The 18,126-nt window shown below is 41.9% G+C and carries 15 protein-coding genes and 1 pseudogene; 15 read left to right on the top strand and 1 reads right to left on the bottom strand.

All coding sequences use genetic code 11. The annotated features are described in order from the left end of the window. The coding region (locus tag O3670_RS04680) for a peptidylprolyl isomerase (RefSeq protein WP_155212875.1) at positions 1–757 on the bottom strand (757 nt) is incomplete at its 3' end. 287 nt (positions 758–1,044) lie between these two features. Between O3670_RS04680 and O3670_RS04675 the strand changes: the two genes are divergently transcribed. The 15 genes and pseudogenes from O3670_RS04675 to carB all read left to right on the top strand — a co-directional run bounded on the left by O3670_RS04675 (position 1,045) and on the right by carB (position 17,823). Beyond that, positions 1,045–2,415 carry a sulfite exporter TauE/SafE family protein gene (locus O3670_RS04675; RefSeq protein WP_371595845.1) on the top strand — a complete coding sequence of 457 codons (1,371 nt, stop codon included), beginning with the start codon at positions 1,045–1,047 and terminating at the stop codon, positions 2,413–2,415. A 334-nt stretch (positions 2,416–2,749) separates the two neighbouring features. Next, a complete protein-coding gene (locus tag O3670_RS04670; protein WP_371595844.1) occupies positions 2,750–3,256 on the top strand; it encodes a hypothetical protein in 507 nt (168 codons plus the stop codon). 79 nt (positions 3,257–3,335) lie between these two features. Further along, positions 3,336–3,449 (top strand): annotated as a pseudogene (locus O3670_RS04665) (immunity protein YezG family protein); the annotation flags it as partial. 76 nt (positions 3,450–3,525) lie between these two features. Then, on the top strand, positions 3,526–4,419 hold the full coding sequence (locus O3670_RS04660; RefSeq protein WP_038675501.1) for an ABC transporter ATP-binding protein: 894 nt from the start codon (positions 3,526–3,528) through the stop codon (positions 4,417–4,419). Further along, positions 4,416–5,156, top strand: coding sequence for a hypothetical protein (locus O3670_RS04655; RefSeq protein WP_037602000.1), 741 nt, complete (start codon positions 4,416–4,418; stop codon positions 5,154–5,156). The genes O3670_RS04660 and O3670_RS04655 overlap by 4 nt, the downstream gene beginning before the upstream one ends. Next, positions 5,149–5,727 carry a hypothetical protein gene (locus O3670_RS04650; RefSeq protein WP_107373361.1) on the top strand — a complete coding sequence of 193 codons (579 nt, stop codon included), beginning with the start codon at positions 5,149–5,151 and terminating at the stop codon, positions 5,725–5,727. The genes O3670_RS04655 and O3670_RS04650 overlap by 8 nt, the downstream gene beginning before the upstream one ends. Positions 5,728–6,054: 327 nt before the next feature. Beyond that, positions 6,055–7,293, top strand: coding sequence for a CD20-like domain-containing protein (locus tag O3670_RS04645; protein WP_371595843.1), 1,239 nt, complete (start codon positions 6,055–6,057; stop codon positions 7,291–7,293). A 115-nt stretch (positions 7,294–7,408) separates the two neighbouring features. After that, positions 7,409–8,314: a LysR family transcriptional regulator gene (locus O3670_RS04640; RefSeq protein WP_164332291.1), complete on the top strand. Its 906-nt coding sequence runs from the start codon at positions 7,409–7,411 to the stop codon at positions 8,312–8,314. A gap of 8 nt (positions 8,315–8,322) precedes the next feature. After that, on the top strand, positions 8,323–8,784 hold the full coding sequence (lspA, locus tag O3670_RS04635) for a signal peptidase II (protein ID WP_037602007.1): 462 nt from the start codon (positions 8,323–8,325) through the stop codon (positions 8,782–8,784). Then, a complete protein-coding gene (locus O3670_RS04630) occupies positions 8,768–9,658 on the top strand; it encodes an RluA family pseudouridine synthase (RefSeq protein WP_002886027.1) in 891 nt (296 codons plus the stop codon). Before lspA ends, O3670_RS04630 begins: the two co-directional genes overlap by 17 nt. 220 nt (positions 9,659–9,878) lie before the next feature. Then, positions 9,879–10,400, top strand: a complete 522-nt coding sequence (gene pyrR, locus O3670_RS04625; protein ID WP_002890254.1) for a bifunctional pyr operon transcriptional regulator/uracil phosphoribosyltransferase PyrR — start codon at positions 9,879–9,881, stop codon at positions 10,398–10,400. 532 nt (positions 10,401–10,932) lie between these two features. Continuing rightward, the gene (locus O3670_RS04620) at positions 10,933–12,210 is read left to right on the top strand and encodes a uracil-xanthine permease family protein (RefSeq protein WP_048676126.1); all 1,278 of its coding nucleotides are present in this window, start codon (positions 10,933–10,935) and stop codon (positions 12,208–12,210) included. 24 nt (positions 12,211–12,234) lie between these two features. Beyond that, complete coding sequence (locus O3670_RS04615) at positions 12,235–13,161, top strand: aspartate carbamoyltransferase catalytic subunit (protein WP_175057447.1); 927 nt, start codon at positions 12,235–12,237, stop codon at positions 13,159–13,161. Between the two features lie 163 nt (positions 13,162–13,324). Then, entirely contained in the window at positions 13,325–14,413 is a 1,089-nt protein-coding gene (locus O3670_RS04610) for a carbamoyl phosphate synthase small subunit (protein WP_002890257.1), read from the top strand. Positions 14,414–14,643: 230 nt separating this feature from the next. Then, entirely contained in the window at positions 14,644–17,823 is a 3,180-nt protein-coding gene (carB, locus tag O3670_RS04605; protein ID WP_371595842.1) for a carbamoyl-phosphate synthase large subunit, read from the top strand. The last annotated feature ends 303 nt before the right edge of the window (positions 17,824–18,126 follow it).

Raw genomic sequence — 18,126 nt, 5'->3', positions numbered from 1 at the left:
ATTTGAATTTGTAGTCTTTAACGACTTCAACGGAATTGACCGTTACATTTTCTTTTGGTTTGCTGTTGTCATCGACTTCAAGGTTGCCAATGGTATCAACGACATCCATGCCTTTGATGACTTGACCAAAGACGGTATATTTAGTATCGCCAGCTGGGTAACCACCTTTTTTGTAGGCGTCAATGATAGGTTTTGGATAGCCAGCATTTCCTAGCTGTTTGCTTTGATCATCCTTGTTTTGAACAATGTAGAATTGGCTGCCGTTTGACTCTTTAGCACCAGTATTAGCCATAGCAAGTGCGCCACGGATGTTGTATAGGAATGGTGTAGGCTCAACAGCGAACCCTTTCTTCCAGATAGATTCTCCACCAGTACCGTCACCCTTAGGGTCACCACTTTGAATCATGAAGTCCTTGATTACACGGTGGAAGGTAAGCCCATCATAGTATTTGTCCTTGGCATGCTTCAAGAAGTTTTCAGAAGCCTTAGGAGCAAGTGTAGGGAAGAGTTTGACTGTGATATCCCCCTTTGAAGTGTGGAGGATAACTTCAGCTTCGTCCTTACCAACCTTGTCTGACAACTGTGGAAAGGCATCTTTTCCAGATTTTTGAGCCTTTTCTAATTGTTTAGTGAATATCTTGTTATCAACGTAGGCATCTCCACGAACGGCGCGTGAGATGTTCTCTCGATAAGCAAAACCTAGTCCGGCGATAACAAGTACAATAATTAATGGAATGTACTTTTTAATGTTTTTCATATATAACTCCTTTGGTGCATTATACCTACTATTGTAGCAGAAAAAAACCTTTTGGGAAACGGTTAACAGAGGTCTTTAAATATGGTAGAATGGAACTATCAACAAGAAAATGAACATGGGACTAGATATAGGGAAAGGTTGCCTCAAGTTGTAAAGTGAGGTCGGACTTTTTAAGGGACATATGCTACTTGCTCTTATCAGAGAGAGGTGTCTAACTCCTAACTATAGAAAACTTCGCCAAGTCGAAGGGATCTCTTGTTTAGATTTCTTGATAAAAGGAGATTTTTATGTCAACTAAAGCAGAATGGGCTGAACTCTTTGAGTCGGTACATGGGCGTAAGCCTAGCCCCCAAGAATTTTTGGATGCTAAAGCAGCTGACTTTGATACTAGCGCTTTGACTGCTCAAGCAGCATCTGTACAAGCACCAGCTAATGAACCTATCGCTGAAGAAGTAGCGACAGAACCAGTTGCTACTGAAAAAGTCACAGAACAAGATGACATCGCAGATGTGGCTGAAACAGCTGAAGATGCTGTCGCAGAACAAGCAAGCAGTGAATCACCAGTTGGTGCAGAAGCTTTCTCAGAAGCACCTGTGCAACAACCAACCCCACAATTTGATTCAAGCATGTTTGAAAAGGCACCTATCTCTTCAGCTCAAGGATTTGGAACAGTTCCTAATCCAGCAGCTGGCTCAGCAGATAAACCTCTTTTCAATCTTATCTTGCCAATCGTTGCGATTGCACTTTCAGTAATCTTTGCAATCTTGGCATGGTTCGTAAGTCCTGCTTGGCTCTTCATCATCTTGACAGTCCTCGCAGTTGCAGTGGCAATTGTTTCACTTGTCTTTAGCCTTAAATCAAGCAAGAAATTGCTCTCAATCATTGCAACAGGTGTTGCTGGTCTCATGCTCTTTGTTTCTATTGGCGGTTTGATTTTCCAAATCTCTCAAAACGCTAGTGACAACACAAGCTCAAGCAAGACATCAAAAGTTGCTGATAAAGACGATGATGACGCTGACAAGAAAGATGATGACAGCGATTCAAAATCTGACTCTAAATCTGATTCAAAAGGTGATAGCACTGACGTCAACGATTACATTGACAAAAATGCTAAATTTGACTGGAATGAATCTAAGTTCAAGAAGTTGAAAGCAGGTAAGGATACCGTTAAGTCTATCATCAAGACTTATGGTAAGGCTTCTGATGCACAAATCTCTGGCGATGAGATGAAGTTGAATTACTCTGGTAAAGACTATGGTGAAAGTGTTTACCTAAACTTTAAGAAACAATATGACGGTACATTTATCTTGTCATATGCTTCAGGTAGATTCCCTCAAGATAAGGTTGAAGTTGATCGCTCTTACAAAGCTGACTGGACAAAAGAACAGTTTGATGCTCTCAATAAGGGTGATTACACTGATCCATCAAACGGTACGAAACTTGAAGATATCGTTAAGGATCACCCTAAAGCTTCAAGTGCAGAATACACAATCTCAACATCTCGTCAAGGTGAATTCAAAAAAGAAATGAGCATTTCTTATAGTGACTATGAGGCTGGAGATGGTAAACTCAAGAGTGTTTACTTGTCATTTGATACTAAAGAAGATGACGATACGTTCTACCTTACTTATAAATCAGGTCCAGATGGCGAGGATTAATTAAGGAACAGGAGGGGAAACCTTCCTGTTTTTTCTTGATAAAAGGAGAAAACTATTGAGATTTTTAAATTATACATTCGATCAAAGCCAGTCTCTTGTCACTAAGGAGACCGTAGAAAAGCTCAATCAAAAAGGAAGCTGGAAACGATTTATTGGCTTGTTTGTCACTTCAATTGTTATTTATTTCTTCTCTATTATCACACCCATGTTTATAAAAGGATTGACGCTTGATCAAAATCCAACATTTTCTTGGATTCAGTGGCCAATCATTCTTTTCTATGTAGTCATGTATCTGGTCTATCTTTTCTTTTCAATTAAGCACAGAAGAAGCCCGATGAAACTAAAATTTTGCACCTACTTTTACATGGTAGTCTTACTCGCTATCTTTACAGTATGTGCTGGTATAATGATGATGACACGACGAAATATTGTCAGCATATTATCGGGTGCTATGTTTCTTCTTTCCATTTATTACTTGATTCGAACGGTTCCCCGTAAACTGACAGAAGCTCTTCAAAATCAGACAGAGTTTAGCCCCATGGTAGCACTTGTGACTGAAAAGATTTCGGATGGTTTGGTCTTTTTAAGTGGTACAGGGATTACAGCTGGACTGGTGCTTTTTGACCGCTCTACTGGAAGTGACATTAGAGGGAGCATTGATGCGGTGTTGATGCCTATCATGCCTGCCATATTTGTCTTTGCGACTTATGTCTTTTCCATTGATTTGCTACGAGGTTATTACCTCTTCAAATACTCTGAGCAATATAGAGAGCAGTTTGGCTACTCAGCTAAGGATTGGTATGGAGAGAAGTCGAAGGAGTATAGGAGGATACAGGGCTAAGTTGTGGTTAAAGTAATGTATGAAATTGATGGCAAAATGCTTGAAGTTAAAACAATTTTAAACCGTATTGGAGGATAAAATGGAAAAACAAATTAATGAAAAAATTCGTGAGATTGCTCAGAGTGTTAATGAAGAGGGGAAAAATGAGTATATCTACAATCTCTATATTCCAAAGCAATATAATTTTCCTAATAATACTGAAATTATAGATATTGAAAAAATAATTGAACAAATTAAAGGGAATCTTCCAAATCAAGGGGTAATCTTAAATGACTAACATAACATTTTCACAAGTTCAAAAGAGTTTTCACAAGAAGTTGGTGTTAGACATTCCTGATTTTCAAGCAGATTCAGGTGAAATCTTCTCCATCGTTGGTGGCAATGGTGCCGGTAAGTCGACTTTTATCAAGCTCTTGGCAGGGATTTTTTTGCAGGATAAGGGCGAGGTTCGTGTCTATGACGTTTCTAATCGCTCCAAGAAAATCCACTCGCTGGTCAAGTTTGTCTTGGAGAGCGGGCAGGGGTTGTACAGTTATTTGACAGCTATGGAGAATCTCCAATATTTTCTAAGCTTGAATGGGATTGCCTTGTCTCATATCAAGGCAGAGGTGGATGTCTTGTGTGACCAGCTGGCTTTTACCCCTTATAAGGACACGCTGGTTTCAGAACTGTCCCAGGGCAACCGTCAAAAATTGACCTTAATCTTAGCCTTGGTGCAAAAACCGAAAGTACTCTGTTTGGATGAGCCGACCAATGGGCTAGATTTGCTGGCAAAAAAACAGCTGATGACTCTTTTGCAGGATTATGCTCGTCACCATCAAGCCAGTATTTTTATCACCAGTCATGATGCTAGTTTTATCGAGAAGGTCAGCACTCGGGTGGTGGTAATTCAGGAGGGGCGGCTTTATCGTGAAGGAACCTTTGAAGAGATTTTTGGCAATGTCCACCAGCATGAAGTCTATCACTTGCTGTTAGATAAGAGTGCAGAAAGTGTACTGAAACAAAGATTCCCTGAGCTGGACTACAAGGTGCTTGACGGTGGGATTTCGGTAGAGACCAGAAATCCAGACCTTTATCGGCTATTGCTGGAAGAAACAGAAGTCTTGCAGTTCACCCGAGAACCTGCCTCTTTGGAAGATTTGCTTTATGAGGTGCTCAAATGATGCTAGCAGCTATTGGGCGAGAGTTTAGTCGCCAACTCAGTGAATACAAACAGTTCAAAGTCAATCTTCTCTTTGCCAATCTGGGAATTTTCTTTCTAATTACGGGTTTTCTGACCTATTTTGACAGCCAGCAAGATACTTTTGAGCTGTTTATCTTGCTTTTTACTTGGTATTTTTCTAGCCACAGTATCACCCATCCAACCTATTTTATCGAGGATGAGATTGCAGACCGCACCATTATCAACGTGATTCAGAGTCGGCGGAGCATATTTGGCATGCTTTTTATCAAAATTATCGTACAGATTTTGTTGGACTTGGTCAAGGCCATTCCTTTGTTTTGCTTGGTTGCCTTGGTTCAGCAGATTGCCTTTCCTACTGACTGGGTCGATACATTTGTTACCTTTCTTCTGTCCTTTGTGGTTATTGCGTCCCTTTATGGTCTAGGCTTTCTCTTTGCCAGTTTTTCCTTTGTCTTTACAAAAATTTCCAGTATTACTAGTCTCCTTGCTTACGGGATTCTCTTTTTGGTTGGTTTTCAGGAACAATCGAGTCATTTGATTGCTACTTTAACTCGTTTCTTGCCTTTTCATCTCTTGGTGAGTTTTATCCGCCAACCAAGTTGGTTCGTTCTTTTATTATTACTGGGATACGGTTTGATTTACTGGCTATTGGGTTACTTGTGCTTTCAAACTTGTTTGACCTATGCCAAAAAGAAGGGAAGTTTGTTCCATGTATAATGAAGTGAAGCGATTTTATCTCTTTCGCAGGAGACGCTGGGCGGATACCCTGTTTGACACCCTCTACCACGTCATTTTCATTCTTGGTTTTTATAGCCTTTTGAGGGGAAATTCTGACTTTCAGTTGTCCTATTTCTATTATTATTTTATCTTGACCCATGTGGTTTCCTTGGGAAATGAAGAGTTGGAGTACGAGATTCGGTCTGGGCAATCTTTTGGCACCCAGTATGCTTTGCAATCAGTGTATAGAATTTACCTGCAACGAGCAGTGGTTTACTTTGTTTGGTTGTCTTTGATCTTCTGGATTGCTCTGCTTTTGATTCATCAGGGTTTACCAACTCACTTTTCTTTGAAGGTCATCAGTTTCCAAGGACTGCTCGTGGTACTGATTGGTTTCCTGATTTTCCTCGGCTATTATCTTGTCATGATTCGACTGACCATCCGCTTCCAACGAATTTCAGTCTTGGTAGATTTTCTAAACACCGTGCTCTTATTCTACTCAGGACTCGTCTTTCCAGTGGTGAGTTTTGGGAATTTGAAGAAATTATTTGATGGGATTATAAGAAATTAAGGATTCTTTTTCAATGCAGAGTCCTTTTTCTATTGAAATCTTCTTTTAATTCCTATCCTCTGAGACGGTGAAGGTGATATACTCCCACTTACAGTGGACAGTGAAAATACTATAATTCACTAGAAGTGAATGGCACCACAAAAGTTAGACAGAAAAATCTAACTTTAGGGTACAGTTTTTTTTCGTCTTTCGTCCATTTTCATGAGATGGCTGGACACTAAAGCACATCAGGCAGTCTCAAAAAATTCTCTCTTATATCCGACCTTATTTTCCTAAGACCAGATTAAAGTATGATAAAATAAAGAAAAAGAGATAAAGGAGTCAGCTATGGCAACTAGAGAAGAATGGGTGCGTCACTTTGAGGACGTCAATGGTCGTAAACCAAGTCCTGAGGAGTTTATGGAAGCTAAGAAAGAGGGCTTTGTCATCGCTTCGGAGGAACCAAGTGCCCAAGTGTCTGAGCAGGTTGAGTCTCAGCAAGTGGATAGCTCTGAAACTACTGAAGAGGTGTCTGCTGACTCAGTAGCAGATACGCAACTAGACGAAGTTCAGGTGACATTAGAGGAGGAAGCTCCTAATCACATGCCTGAGTTGAATCTGGAGAAAGAGCAAGAAAAAGAAGATCCAAAGACAAGTCAGATACCTTTGGAAAACCCTTATTACAAACCAAAAGTAACCAAGAACAATGCTTTTGTTAATATTGCTTTACCAATTATTATCCTAGTTTTGGGGATTCTATTTGTCGTTTTGTCTTGGACACTTCCTATCGGTTTTGTCTTTACTTTCCTTGCCTTCTTCCTTATCATTCTAGCTATTGTGACTTTGGTTTTGAGTCTGAAATCGACACGCAAGGCACTATCTATTATTGCCCTAGTCATGTCAATCATCTTCTTCATGACTTCGCTTGCTGGAGCAGGTTATCAAGCGATGAAATATGTCATGAACCATGCTGAACAGTTCCAAAGTGACGGTCGCAACAGAGCTTATCAGTACATTGACGAGAATTATAAGTTTAACTGGACTGAGGATCAGTTTAAGGAGTTGAAGGTTGGTACTTTGACATTGGATGAGGTCTTGGACGCTCACGGTAAGGCGACTGATGCCGAGTATAGTGATGCTTACGAGAAAGATAAACCAGATTTGCTAGACCTCACCTATAGAAAAGAAAACACAGATGGAAACAACTATGTGCGTTTGACTTTTGAGAAAAAAGACGGTGTCTATGTTTTGAAATCTGCCTCAGCAACCTTCGACTATGATAAGGTCAAAGAAGTCGATGACTATCATAGCAACTGGACAAAAGATGACTATGAAAAGTTGTCTGTAGGTACACAAGCTGATTTGCTTAAGGGGACACGACTTTCTGAAGTGGTTGAAAAACACCCAGAGGCTAGCTTCACTTATCATGAAATGACACAAACTGAACAGGGCGATCTCACTCAGTCAGTGAGTCTTAGCTACCGTGATTATAATCCAGAAAGTGGTAAGGTAGATACTGTTCGTTTGACCTTTGACTATGACAAACGTGAAAACGAGTACTTCTTGACAGATAAATCAGACGAATAGGACTACTTTGTTAGTCATTCAAGCTCAGGGTTGCCTGGGCTTTTTAGTATCAACAAAAGAGGATAAAATCTGGTATAATAAAATTGATTGATTTTTCAAGAAAGAAGTGTCACAGATGAACATACAACAACTACGTTATGTCGTAGCCATTGCCAACAGCGGAACCTTCCGTGAGGCAGCCAGCAAGCTCTTTGTGAGCCAGCCTAGCTTATCAGTGGCTATCAAGGATTTGGAGCAGGAGTTGAATTTTCAAATTTTCACCCGTACAACGACGGGGGCTGTCTTGACCAGTCAGGGTATGACCTTTTATGAGCGTGCGCTTGAGGTGGTACGCAGTTTTGATAGTTTTGAAAATCGCTATCTCAATGCTTCTGAAAAGGGTAACCAGTATTCGATTGCCAGCCAGCACTATGACTTTTTGCCACCTTTGATTACGACTTTTTCAGAGCGTTACCCTGATTACAAGGATTTCCGTGTCTTTGAGTCTACGACCATTCAGATTTTGGATGAGGTAGCCAAGGGACACAGTGAGATTGGGATTATCTATTTGAATCGTCAAAATAGCAAGGGAATCCAGCAAAATATGGACAAGCTTGGGCTTGAGGCTATTGATTTGATTCCGTTTAAGACGCACATTTATCTCCGTAAGGGGCATCCTCTGGCTAAAAAAGAAAGTCTGGTCATGGAGGACTTGGCGGCCTTGCCTACGGTGCGTTTCACTCAGGAGAAGGACGAGTACCTTTACTATTCTGAGAACTTTGTGGATACGTCAGATTCGTCTCTTATGTTTAACGTGACAGACCGTGCGACTTTGAACGGTATCTTGGAACGTACGGATGCTTATGCGACGGGGTCTGGCTTCTTGGATGCACAAAGTGTGAATGGGATTACGGTGATTCCGCTTGAGGATAATTTGGATAACAAGATGGTTTATGTCCGTCGTAAGGGGATTAACTTGTCGTCTTGTGCTCTCAAGTTTGTCAATGTTATGTTTGACTACTTTGATACATACAAACCATAGGAGGATTTATGCGTAAGGTTGCGATTCCTTTGGCTATTCTAGCTCTGATTGGTTTGGATCAGTGGGTTAAGCATTGGGTTGTGGCAAATATTGCCCTTAACCAAGTTATCAAGGCTATTCCTGGACTTTTCAGCTTGACTTATCTACAGAACCGTGGTGCTGCCTTTTCGATTTTACAGGATCAGAAATATTTCTTTGTGATTTTGACGGTTCTAGTGATTGGTGCGGCTCTGGTTTATCTGGTTAAGAATTATCAGAAGAGTCTTTGGCTGGTGCTATCTTTGGTTTTGATTATCTCAGGTGGTATTGGTAACTTTATTGACCGTCTGCACTTGGGTTACGTGGTTGATATGGTTCAGCTTGATTTTATTGATTTTGCGATATTTAACGTGGCAGACTCCTATCTAACGGTGGGCGTGTTGCTCTTGATTTTAATCTTATGGAAAGAGGAAAATGGAAGTCATCATTAAAGAGGCGGGAAACCGCCTGGACAAGGCTTTGGCAGATTTGACAGAATTGTCACGTAGTCAGGCCAATGAAGCAATCAAGGCTGGGACAGTCTTGGTTAATGGTAAGTCGGCAAAGGCCAAGTATGCGGTTAAAGAGGGTGATGTCATCACCTATGAATTACCAGAAGAAGAGGTCTTGGAATACAAGGCTGAAGATATTCCTTTGGATATTATCTACGAAGATGCGGATGTGGCAGTGGTCAACAAACCTCAAGGAATGGTGGTCCATCCCTCAGCTGGTCACACGTCTGGTACCTTGGTCAATGCCCTGATGTATCATGTCAAGGACCTCTCGTCTATCAATGGTGTGGTTCGTCCAGGAATTGTCCACCGTATCGACAAGGACACGTCTGGTCTTCTTATGATTGCTAAGAATGATAAGGCTCACAATGCTTTGGCGGCGGAGCTTAAGGATAAGAAGTCCCTTCGTAAGTATGTGGCTATCGTGCATGGCAATCTGCCTAACGATCGAGGCGTGATTGAGGCTCCGATTGGGCGCTCAGACAAGGACCGCAAGAAGCAGGCGGTTACAGCTAAAGGAAAACCTGCAGTTACACGATTTACCGTTCTTGAACGTTTTGGCAACTATACGTTGGTAGAGTTGCAACTGGAAACAGGTCGCACGCACCAGATTCGTGTGCACATGGCTTATATCGGTCACCCGGTGGCGGGAGATCCTCTTTATGGGCCACGTAAGACACTCAAGGGCCATGGCCAATTTCTACATGCCAAGACCCTTGGTTTCACGCATCCTACGACTGGAGAATTGGTCGAATTTACAGCGGAAGAACCTGCTATTTTCAAGGAAACCTTGGAGAAGTTGAGAGAAGCTTAACAGTTATTAAACGGATAGTCTTTCTTGGGAGAGGCGTCCGTTTTTTTCTTGTAAAAGAGTCTGAAATTTGCTATAATTTACCTAATTAAATAAGTCCTTTAATCACTGTCCAGAGAGGCAGGCAAGGAGCCATGAGAAGTGTACGGGTGAACTGTACTCATATTTTTGTGTATCTCCTTGTTTTCGAGGGGATTTTTTTGTATTTAGAAAGGTTCTTTTTATGAAGAAAAAAGAGATCGTCGATGACGTAACCATGAAACGTGCCATTACACGTATCACTTATGAGATTATTGAGCGTAACAAAAATCTCGACAAGATTGTCTTGGCTGGTATTAAGACACGTGGTGTTTATATTGCTCAGCGTATCCAAGAGCGCTTGAAACAGTTGGAAAACCTTGATGTGCCATTGATTGAGCTTGATACTAAGGCTTTCCGTGATGATGTTAAGGCTGAACAAGACACATCTGTTTTCCCTATTGAAATTGATGGAACGGATGTTATCCTTGTGGATGATGTGCTTTACACAGGTCGTACTATCCGTGCAGCTATTGACAATATCGTTAGCCATGGGCGTCCGGCGCGTGTTGGTTTGGCTGTCTTGGTTGACCGTGGTCACCGTGAATTGCCAATCCGTGCGGACTATGTTGGTAAAAATATCCCAACAAGTGAGTCAGAAGAAATCGAAGTTTTGGTGACAGAAGTTGATGGCAAAGATAGCGTCAACATTATTGATCCAAGCTAAGTTGGCTGACAGATAGGGTGAAACGCCCTTTGTATCTTGTTAATTGAACACGGGCTAAGAGCTGTGTAAAATAGATAAATCTTCCTAGAAGCTAAAGCTTCGGCGTCAGATTTCCTAATTTTACTTTGCTCTTTATACGCCCTTTGTATCTTGTTAATTGAACACGCCCTAAGCCTTGTGCAAAAAAAGATAAATACTCTTAGGAGCTGGTGCTCCGTCATCGTATTTCCTATTTTTGCTTTAGGCTATAGACGGGCTTTGTATCTTATTAATTGAACACGGGACTCATTTCTTAGGAAAAAGATAAGTCTCCTAGCACTCTTTGGAGTGCCTTGTCGACTTCCTATTTTTCTACAGAAATGTTTGGCTTAGCCAAAACGTCCCTTTGTATCTTATTTAACTGAACACGGGCTAAGAGCTGTGTAAAATAGATAAATCTTCCTAGAAGCTAAAGCTTCGGCGTCAGATTTCCTAATTTTACTTTGCTCTTTATACGCCCTTAGTATCTTATTTTAAGGAGTCCTTTGATATCGTGAATAACGTAAAATATGATGTGAATGATATGCCAAAACCTGGTTTATTGGTTGGTTTGTCATTCCAGCACTTGTTTGCCATGTTTGGTGCGACGGTGCTTGTGCCGATTTTGGTTGGGATTGATCCCGCTATTGCTCTTTTCTCATCTGGTTTGGGAACTTTAGCTCACTTGACGGTGACCAAGTACAAAATTCCAGCTTACATGGGCTCTAGTTTTGCCTATATTGCGGCTATGCAGACACTTATGAAGACTGATGGCATTGCGGCAGTGGCTCAAGGTGCCATGGCAGGTGGTTTGGTTTACTTGCTTGTGGCTCTGATTGTTAAGTATGCGGGTAAAGACTGGATTGATAAGGTCCTTCCACCAATTGTGGTTGGCCCTATTATCATGGTGATTGGTTTGAACCTTGCGGCTAATGCAGTCAATGATGCAACAACTTTAAATAAAAGCTATAGTATCTATGCTCTCTTGATTTCGATGGTGACCCTCTTTGCGGTTATCCTCTTTAACATGTATGGCAAGAAGATTATCGGTGTTATCCCAATTTTACTTGGTTTAATTGTGGGCTATATTTTCTCAGCGGTTCTTGGTTTGCTGACAGGACATAGCTTTATCAATTTCTCAGAGGTAGCAGCGGCACATTGGATTCAGGTTCCAAACTTTGACATTCCATTTGTGGATTATAGCTTCAAGCTCTATCCAAGTGCGATTTTGACCATGGCTCCGATTGCCTTTGTGACGATGACTGAACACTTTGGTCACGTCATGGTTCTAAACAGTTTGACTGAGCGTGATTACTTTAAAGATCCAGGTCTTGACCGTACCCTTACTGGTGATGGTTTGGCACAGATTATCGCTGGCTTCTTTGGAGCTCCTCCGGTAACTTCTTATGGTGAAAATATTGGGGTTATGGCCCTCAGTAAGGTCTACTCAGTTTACGTTATTGCGGGCGCAGCAGTGATTGCGGTCTTGATGAGCTTTATTGGTAAGTTATCAGCACTCTTGCATTCTATTCCAACTCCTGTATTAGGGGGATTATCTATTGCCCTCTTTGGGGTTATCGCTGCTAGCGGTTTGAAAATTTTAGTTGAACATAAGATTGATTTTGATAATAAAAAGAATCTCTTGATTGCTAGTGTTATCTTGGTATCTGGTATCGGTGGTTTGATGATTGACCTTGGTGGTCTTCAAATCACGGGTGTGGCAAGCTCAACCATTCTTGGTATCTTGCTTTATCAAATTTTGCCAGATCCTAAAAAAGGTAGCAAAGATTAGTCAATCAATTTAAAAGGAAAAACTATGGCGATTGCAGATGGAAAAGTGTCACTGAAGCATTTGGTGACCATGGAAACCCTCACGAATGAAGAGGTCTTGGGCCTGATTCGTCGAGGTGGAGATTTTAAAAATGGCAGAGCTGATTTCCAGCTGGATCGACAGTATTTCGCTGCCAATCTCTTTTTTGAAAATTCAACACGAACACACAAGTCCTTCGAAGTGGCTGAGAAAAAACTTGGCTTGGATGTGATTGAGTTCGATGCTGGAACTAGCTCGGTAAATAAGGGTGAGACCCTCTATGATACCATTTTGACCATGTCTGCCTTGGGCGTTGACATCTGTGTGGTTCGCCACTCGGAAGTCGATTACTACAAGCAGTTGATTGATAGTAGGACTATTCAGACCTCTATTGTCAATGGTGGTGATGGTTCAGGGCAACACCCAAGTCAGTGTTTGCTTGACTTGATGACCATTTACGAAGAGTTCGGAACCTTTGAAAATCTTAAGATTTGTATTGCAGGTGACATTACGCATTCGCGTGTCGCTAAGTCCAATATGCAGATTCTCAAGCGTTTGGGTGCTCAGCTTTATTTTGCTGGTCCTGCAGAGTGGTACTCGAATGCGTTCGATGTCTATGGTCAGCATGTGGCTATTGACGACGTCATTGAGGACTTGGATGTGCTCATGTTGCTTCGTGTTCAGCACGAACGTCATGGGGACGATAAAGGATTTTCAAAAGAAGACTACCATGCTCTCTATGGTTTGACTGAAGAACGTTATGCCAAGTTAGCTGATCAGGCGATTATCATGCATCCTGCTCCGGTTAATCGTGATGTGGAGATTGCTGATAGTCTGGTTGAGGCGCCTAAGGCTCGTATCGTTGCTCAGATGCAAAACGGGGTCTTTGTCCGTATGGCAATTATTGAAGCTATTTTAAATGGCAAAGCGTAAACTACGTTAACCGATTCCTGAGAGAATCAGACGAAAAAGAACATGGGCTAAATCTTTGAAAAGAGACAAATCTTCCTAGAGGCTAGAGCTTCTTTGTTAGGTTTGATTTTCATTCAGATGTTTAACGCCCTTTGTATCTTAGTGAAAGGAACAATTTACTATAATGGCAAAACGTTTACTTATTTTGGAAGACGGCACTATTTTTGAAGGTCAGGCCTTCGGTGCTGATGTGGATGTGACGGGAGAAATCGTCTTTAATACTGGTATGACAGGTTATCAAGAATCTATCACAGACCAGTCTTACAATGGTCAAATTTTGACTTTTACTTATCCACTTGTTGGTAACTACGGTGTTAACCGTGACGACTATGAGTCAATTAAGCCAACGACCAAGGGTGTTGTTGTGTCAGAGGCTAGCCGTCGTGCCAGCAACTGGCGTAACCAAATGACCTTGGATGAGTTTTTGAAAGCAAAAAACATCCCTGGTATCTCTGGTATTGATACACGTGCCTTGACTAAGATTATCCGTCAACACGGTACCATGAAAGCGACTTTGGCTAATCCTGGTGACAGTATCGAGCACTTGCAAGATCAATTGCGTGCGACTGTTTTGCCAACCAACAATATTGAGCAGGTATCAACTAAGACAGCCTACCCAGCACCAGGTGTTGGTAAAAATATCGTTTTGGTTGACTTTGGTCTCAAGCACTCTATCTTGCGTGAGTTTTCAAAACGTGACTGTAACGTGACTGTTGTGCCACATGATATCACTGCTGAAGAAATTCTCCATCTTAATCCAGATGGTGTGATGTTGTCAAATGGTCCAGGTAACCCTGAAGATGTACCGTATGCACTTGATATGATTCGTGGCATTCAAGGCAAAATTCCAATTTTTGGTATCTGTATGGGTCATCAGTTGTTTAGTTTGGCGAATGGTGCCAAGGCCTACAAGATGAAGTTTGGTCACCGTGGATTTAACCATGCGGTTCGTGAAATTGCGACTGGTCGTGTTGACTTCACCAGCCAAAACCATGGTTATGCCATTGACCGTGAGACACTTCCAGATTGCCTCATGGTAACACACGAAGAAATTAACGATAAGTCAGTTGAAGGTGTTCGTCACCGTGACTTCCCTGCATTCTCAGTGCAATTCCACCCAGATGCAGCACCTGGTCCACACGATGCGAGCTATCTCTTCGATGAGTTCTTGGAATTGATTGATGCTTTCCAAGCTGAAAAAGCACGTCGTTAATTGCAACTGTCTAGTGACTATAGTGGGGTGTGACTCTTGTTCGCCCCAGTCTACTACCTTATTTAATGACAACCAGAGAGTTGTCAAATAGAAAGGAGAAGATACAGGTTCACGGAAGTGAACACGCCCTAAGGACTGTGTGAAAAAGATAAACGGTGACTAGATGCTTAGGCGTCGTCGTCACGTTTCCTATTTTCACTGGGTCCTTAACGGGCTTTGTATCATAAATTATGCCTAAACGTTCTGATATTAAAAAAATTATGGTTATCGGGTCTGGTCCTATCATCATTGGTCAGGCTGCTGAGTTCGACTACGCTGGTACGCAAGCCTGCTTGGCCTTGAAAGAAGAAGGCTACAGTGTTGTTCTTGTTAACTCTAACCCTGCGACTATCATGACTGATAAAGAAATCGCAGACAAGGTTTACATTGAACCAATTACGCTTGAGTTTGTCACACGTATTCTTCGTAAAGAGCGTCCGGATGCTCTCTTGCCAACTCTTGGTGGACAGACTGGTTTGAATATGGCAATGGAATTGTCAAAAGCTGGCATTCTTGATGAGCTTGGAGTAGAGCTTTTGGGAACAAAATTGTCTGCCATTGACCAAGCCGAAGACCGTGACCTCTTCAAACAATTGATGGAAGATTTGGAACAACCAATTCCAGAATCAGAGATTGTAAATACGGTTGAAGAAGCAGTTGCCTTTGCGTCAGAGATTGGCTACCCAGTTATCGTTCGTCCAGCCTTTACCCTTGGTGGTACTGGTGGAGGTATGTGTGCCAATGAAGAAGAACTTCGTGAAATCGCTGAAAATGGATTGAAATTGTCACCAGTAACCCAATGTTTGATTGAACGTTCTATCGCTGGTTTCAAAGAAATCGAATACGAAGTTATGCGTGATGCCGCAGACAATGCTCTTGTGGTATGTAACATGGAAAACTTTGACCCAGTTGGTATCCACACAGGGGACTCAATTGTATTTGCTCCAACGCAAACCTTGTCAGATATTGAAAACCAAATGCTTCGTGATGCCAGCTTGAAGATTATTCGTGCCCTTAAAATTGAGGGTGGTTGTAACGTACAGTTGGCTCTTGACCCTAATAGCTTCAAGTACTATGTTATCGAAGTAAACCCACGTGTGTCTCGTTCATCAGCCCTTGCCTCAAAAGCAACTGGTTACCCAATCGCCAAATTGGCAGCCAAGATTGCTGTTGGTTTGACACTTGATGAAATGATTAACCCAGTCACTGGTACAACTTATGCCATGTTTGAACCAGCTCTTGACTATGTGGTTGCTAAGATTCCGCGTTTCCCATTTGATAAATTTGAACACGGGGAACGTCGTCTTGGTACTCAAATGAAAGCAACTGGTGAAGTTATGGCTATCGGTCGTAACATCGAAGAGTCACTTCTTAAAGCCTGCCGTTCACTTGAAATCGGTGTTTACCACAATGAAATGCCTGAGCTTGCGGACGTCACAGACGACGCCTTGGTTGAAAAGATTGTCAAAGCTCAAGACGACCGTCTCTTCTACCTTTCTGAAGCCATCCGTCGTGGTTATACTATTGAAGAATTGTCAGAGTTGACTAAGATTGATATCTTCTTCCTCGACAAATTGCTCCATATCTTCGAATTGGAACAAGAATTGGCTACTCACGTAGGCGATGTTGATGTTTTGAAAGAAGCTAAACGTAACGGTTTCTCTGATCGTAAGATTGCTAATCTTTGGAATCAAACAGCTGACCAAGTTCGTGCGACACGTTTGGAAAATAACATTGTTCCTGTTTACAAGATGGTTGATACCTGTGCGGCTGAGTTCGAGTCATCAACACCATATTTCTACTCAACTTACGAGTGGGAAAATGAATCAATCAAATCTGATAAAGAATCTGTCATCGTTCTTGGTTCAGGACCTATCCGTATTGGACAAGGGGTTGAGTTCGACTATGCGACAGTTCACTCTGTGAAAGCTATCCAGGCTGCAGGTTACGAAGCCATCATCATGAACTCTAACCCTGAGACGGTTTCAACAGACTTCTCAGTTTCAGATAAACTTTACTTCGAACCATTGACCTTCGAAGACGTGATGAACGTTATCGAATTGGAACAACCTAAGGGTGTCGTGGTTCAGTTTGGTGGTCAAACAGCCATCAACTTAGCAGAGCCATTGTCTAAAGCTGGTGTGAAAATCTTGGGTACACAGGTTGCTGACCTTGACCGTGCCGAAGACCGTGACCTCTTTGAACAAGCCCTTAAAGATCTTGATATCCCACAACCACCAGGACAAACAGCGACAAATGAAGAAGAAGCGGTTGAAGCAGCTCGTAAGATTGGCTTCCCAGTTCTTGTTCGTCCATCATACGTTTTGGGTGGACGTGCCATGGAAATCGTTGAAAATGAAGATGACCTTCGTTCTTACATGCGTACAGCCGTTAAGGCAAGTCCAGACCACCCAGTCCTTGTTGATAGCTATATCATTGGACGTGAGTGTGAAGTGGATGCCATCTCTGATGGTAAGGATGTCTTGATTCCAGGTATTATGGAACACATCGAACGTGCAGGGGTTCACTCAGGGGACTCAATGGCAGTTTACCCTCCACAAACTCTCTCTAAGAAAATCCAAGAGACTATCGCTGATTACACTAAACGCTTGGCTATCGGTCTTAACTGTATTGGTATGATGAACATTCAGTTCGTTATTAAGGACGAAACTGTCTATGTTATCGAGGTCAACCCACGTGCCAGCCGTACGGTACCATTCTTGTCTAAAGTGACTGATATCCCAATGGCACAAGTTGCTACAAACTTGATTCTTGGTAAATCATTGGCTGAACAAGGTTACAAAGATGGTCTTTACCCAGAAAGCAATCATGTCCATGTTAAAGCACCAGTCTTCTCATTCACAAAATTGGCTAAGGTAGATAGTCTCCTTGGACCTGAAATGAAATCAACTGGTGAAGTTATGGGGACAGATGCGACTCTTGAAAAAGCCCTCTATAAAGCCTTTGAAGCTTCTTACCTCCACTTGCCAACCTTTGGTAATGTCATCTTTACTATTCATGATGATACGAAAGAAGAAGCCCTTGATTTGGCTCGTCGTTTCGATGCTATCGGTTACGGTATCTACGCAACTGAAGGAACAGCTAAGTTCTTGAATGAACATGGAGTTCACGCAACGCTTGTTAACAAATTAGGTGAAAATGACGACAACGACATTCCAGCCCTTGTTCGTACAGGTAAAGCGCAAGCTATTATCAATACGGTTGGTAACAAACGTACTTATGACGAAGATGGAGCAGCAATTCGTAGCTCTGCTATTGAAGCAGGAATCCCACTCTTCACAGCGCTTGATACAGCAGATGCCATGGTGCGTGTGCTTGAAAGCCGTAGCTTTACAACAGAAGCTATCTAATCATAATATTGAGTCTCAGCATTGCTGGGACTTTTTTTATTGAAGACACAGTTTTCTTTTGAGACTTTTCTTGGGTGATGGCGGACATCAGCGATCTTCTTCGTAGTTCCATGACTAAGTTTTGAACCGAACGTCTCAAAACTTCCGAACGCCTGAGACTACTTGCTTCAGGCGTTTTCATCACTGCCAAAAGTCTCGGTCTAACCTGACTAGGTTCGCAAAATCTATTTCACATTTAAAAATAGTTTAATTATGTACTGAATCTCAGCCTTGCTGGTTTTTTTTCTTACACAAATGTAAGCT

This window comes from Streptococcus sp. 27098_8_74, assembly GCF_041431705.1.
GTDB classification, from domain to species: Bacteria; Bacillota; Bacilli; order Lactobacillales; family Streptococcaceae; genus Streptococcus; species Streptococcus salivarius_E.
The sequence above is the reverse complement of the archived record's forward strand: the minus strand, read 5'-3'. Positions and strand labels throughout refer to the sequence as shown.

What these genes read in the sequence shown, in the direction of transcription:
- O3670_RS04675 (WP_371595845.1), top strand. Translation starts at nt 1,045, where the DNA reads ATGTCAACTAAAGCAGAATGGGCTGAACTCTTTGAGTCGGTACATGGG.
- O3670_RS04670 (WP_371595844.1), top strand. Translation starts at nt 2,750, where the DNA reads ATGAAACTAAAATTTTGCACCTACTTTTACATGGTAGTCTTACTCGCT.
- O3670_RS04660 (WP_038675501.1), top strand. Translation starts at nt 3,526, where the DNA reads ATGACTAACATAACATTTTCACAAGTTCAAAAGAGTTTTCACAAGAAG.
- O3670_RS04655 (WP_037602000.1), top strand. Translation starts at nt 4,416, where the DNA reads ATGATGCTAGCAGCTATTGGGCGAGAGTTTAGTCGCCAACTCAGTGAA.
- O3670_RS04650 (WP_107373361.1), top strand. Translation starts at nt 5,149, where the DNA reads ATGTATAATGAAGTGAAGCGATTTTATCTCTTTCGCAGGAGACGCTGG.
- O3670_RS04645 (WP_371595843.1), top strand. Translation starts at nt 6,055, where the DNA reads ATGGCAACTAGAGAAGAATGGGTGCGTCACTTTGAGGACGTCAATGGT.
- O3670_RS04640 (WP_164332291.1), top strand. Translation starts at nt 7,409, where the DNA reads ATGAACATACAACAACTACGTTATGTCGTAGCCATTGCCAACAGCGGA.
- lspA (WP_037602007.1), top strand. Translation starts at nt 8,323, where the DNA reads ATGCGTAAGGTTGCGATTCCTTTGGCTATTCTAGCTCTGATTGGTTTG.
- O3670_RS04630 (WP_002886027.1), top strand. Translation starts at nt 8,768, where the DNA reads ATGGAAGTCATCATTAAAGAGGCGGGAAACCGCCTGGACAAGGCTTTG.
- pyrR (WP_002890254.1), top strand. Translation starts at nt 9,879, where the DNA reads ATGAAGAAAAAAGAGATCGTCGATGACGTAACCATGAAACGTGCCATT.
- O3670_RS04615 (WP_175057447.1), top strand. Translation starts at nt 12,235, where the DNA reads ATGGCGATTGCAGATGGAAAAGTGTCACTGAAGCATTTGGTGACCATG.
- O3670_RS04610 (WP_002890257.1), top strand. Translation starts at nt 13,325, where the DNA reads ATGGCAAAACGTTTACTTATTTTGGAAGACGGCACTATTTTTGAAGGT.
- carB (WP_371595842.1), top strand. Translation starts at nt 14,644, where the DNA reads ATGCCTAAACGTTCTGATATTAAAAAAATTATGGTTATCGGGTCTGGT.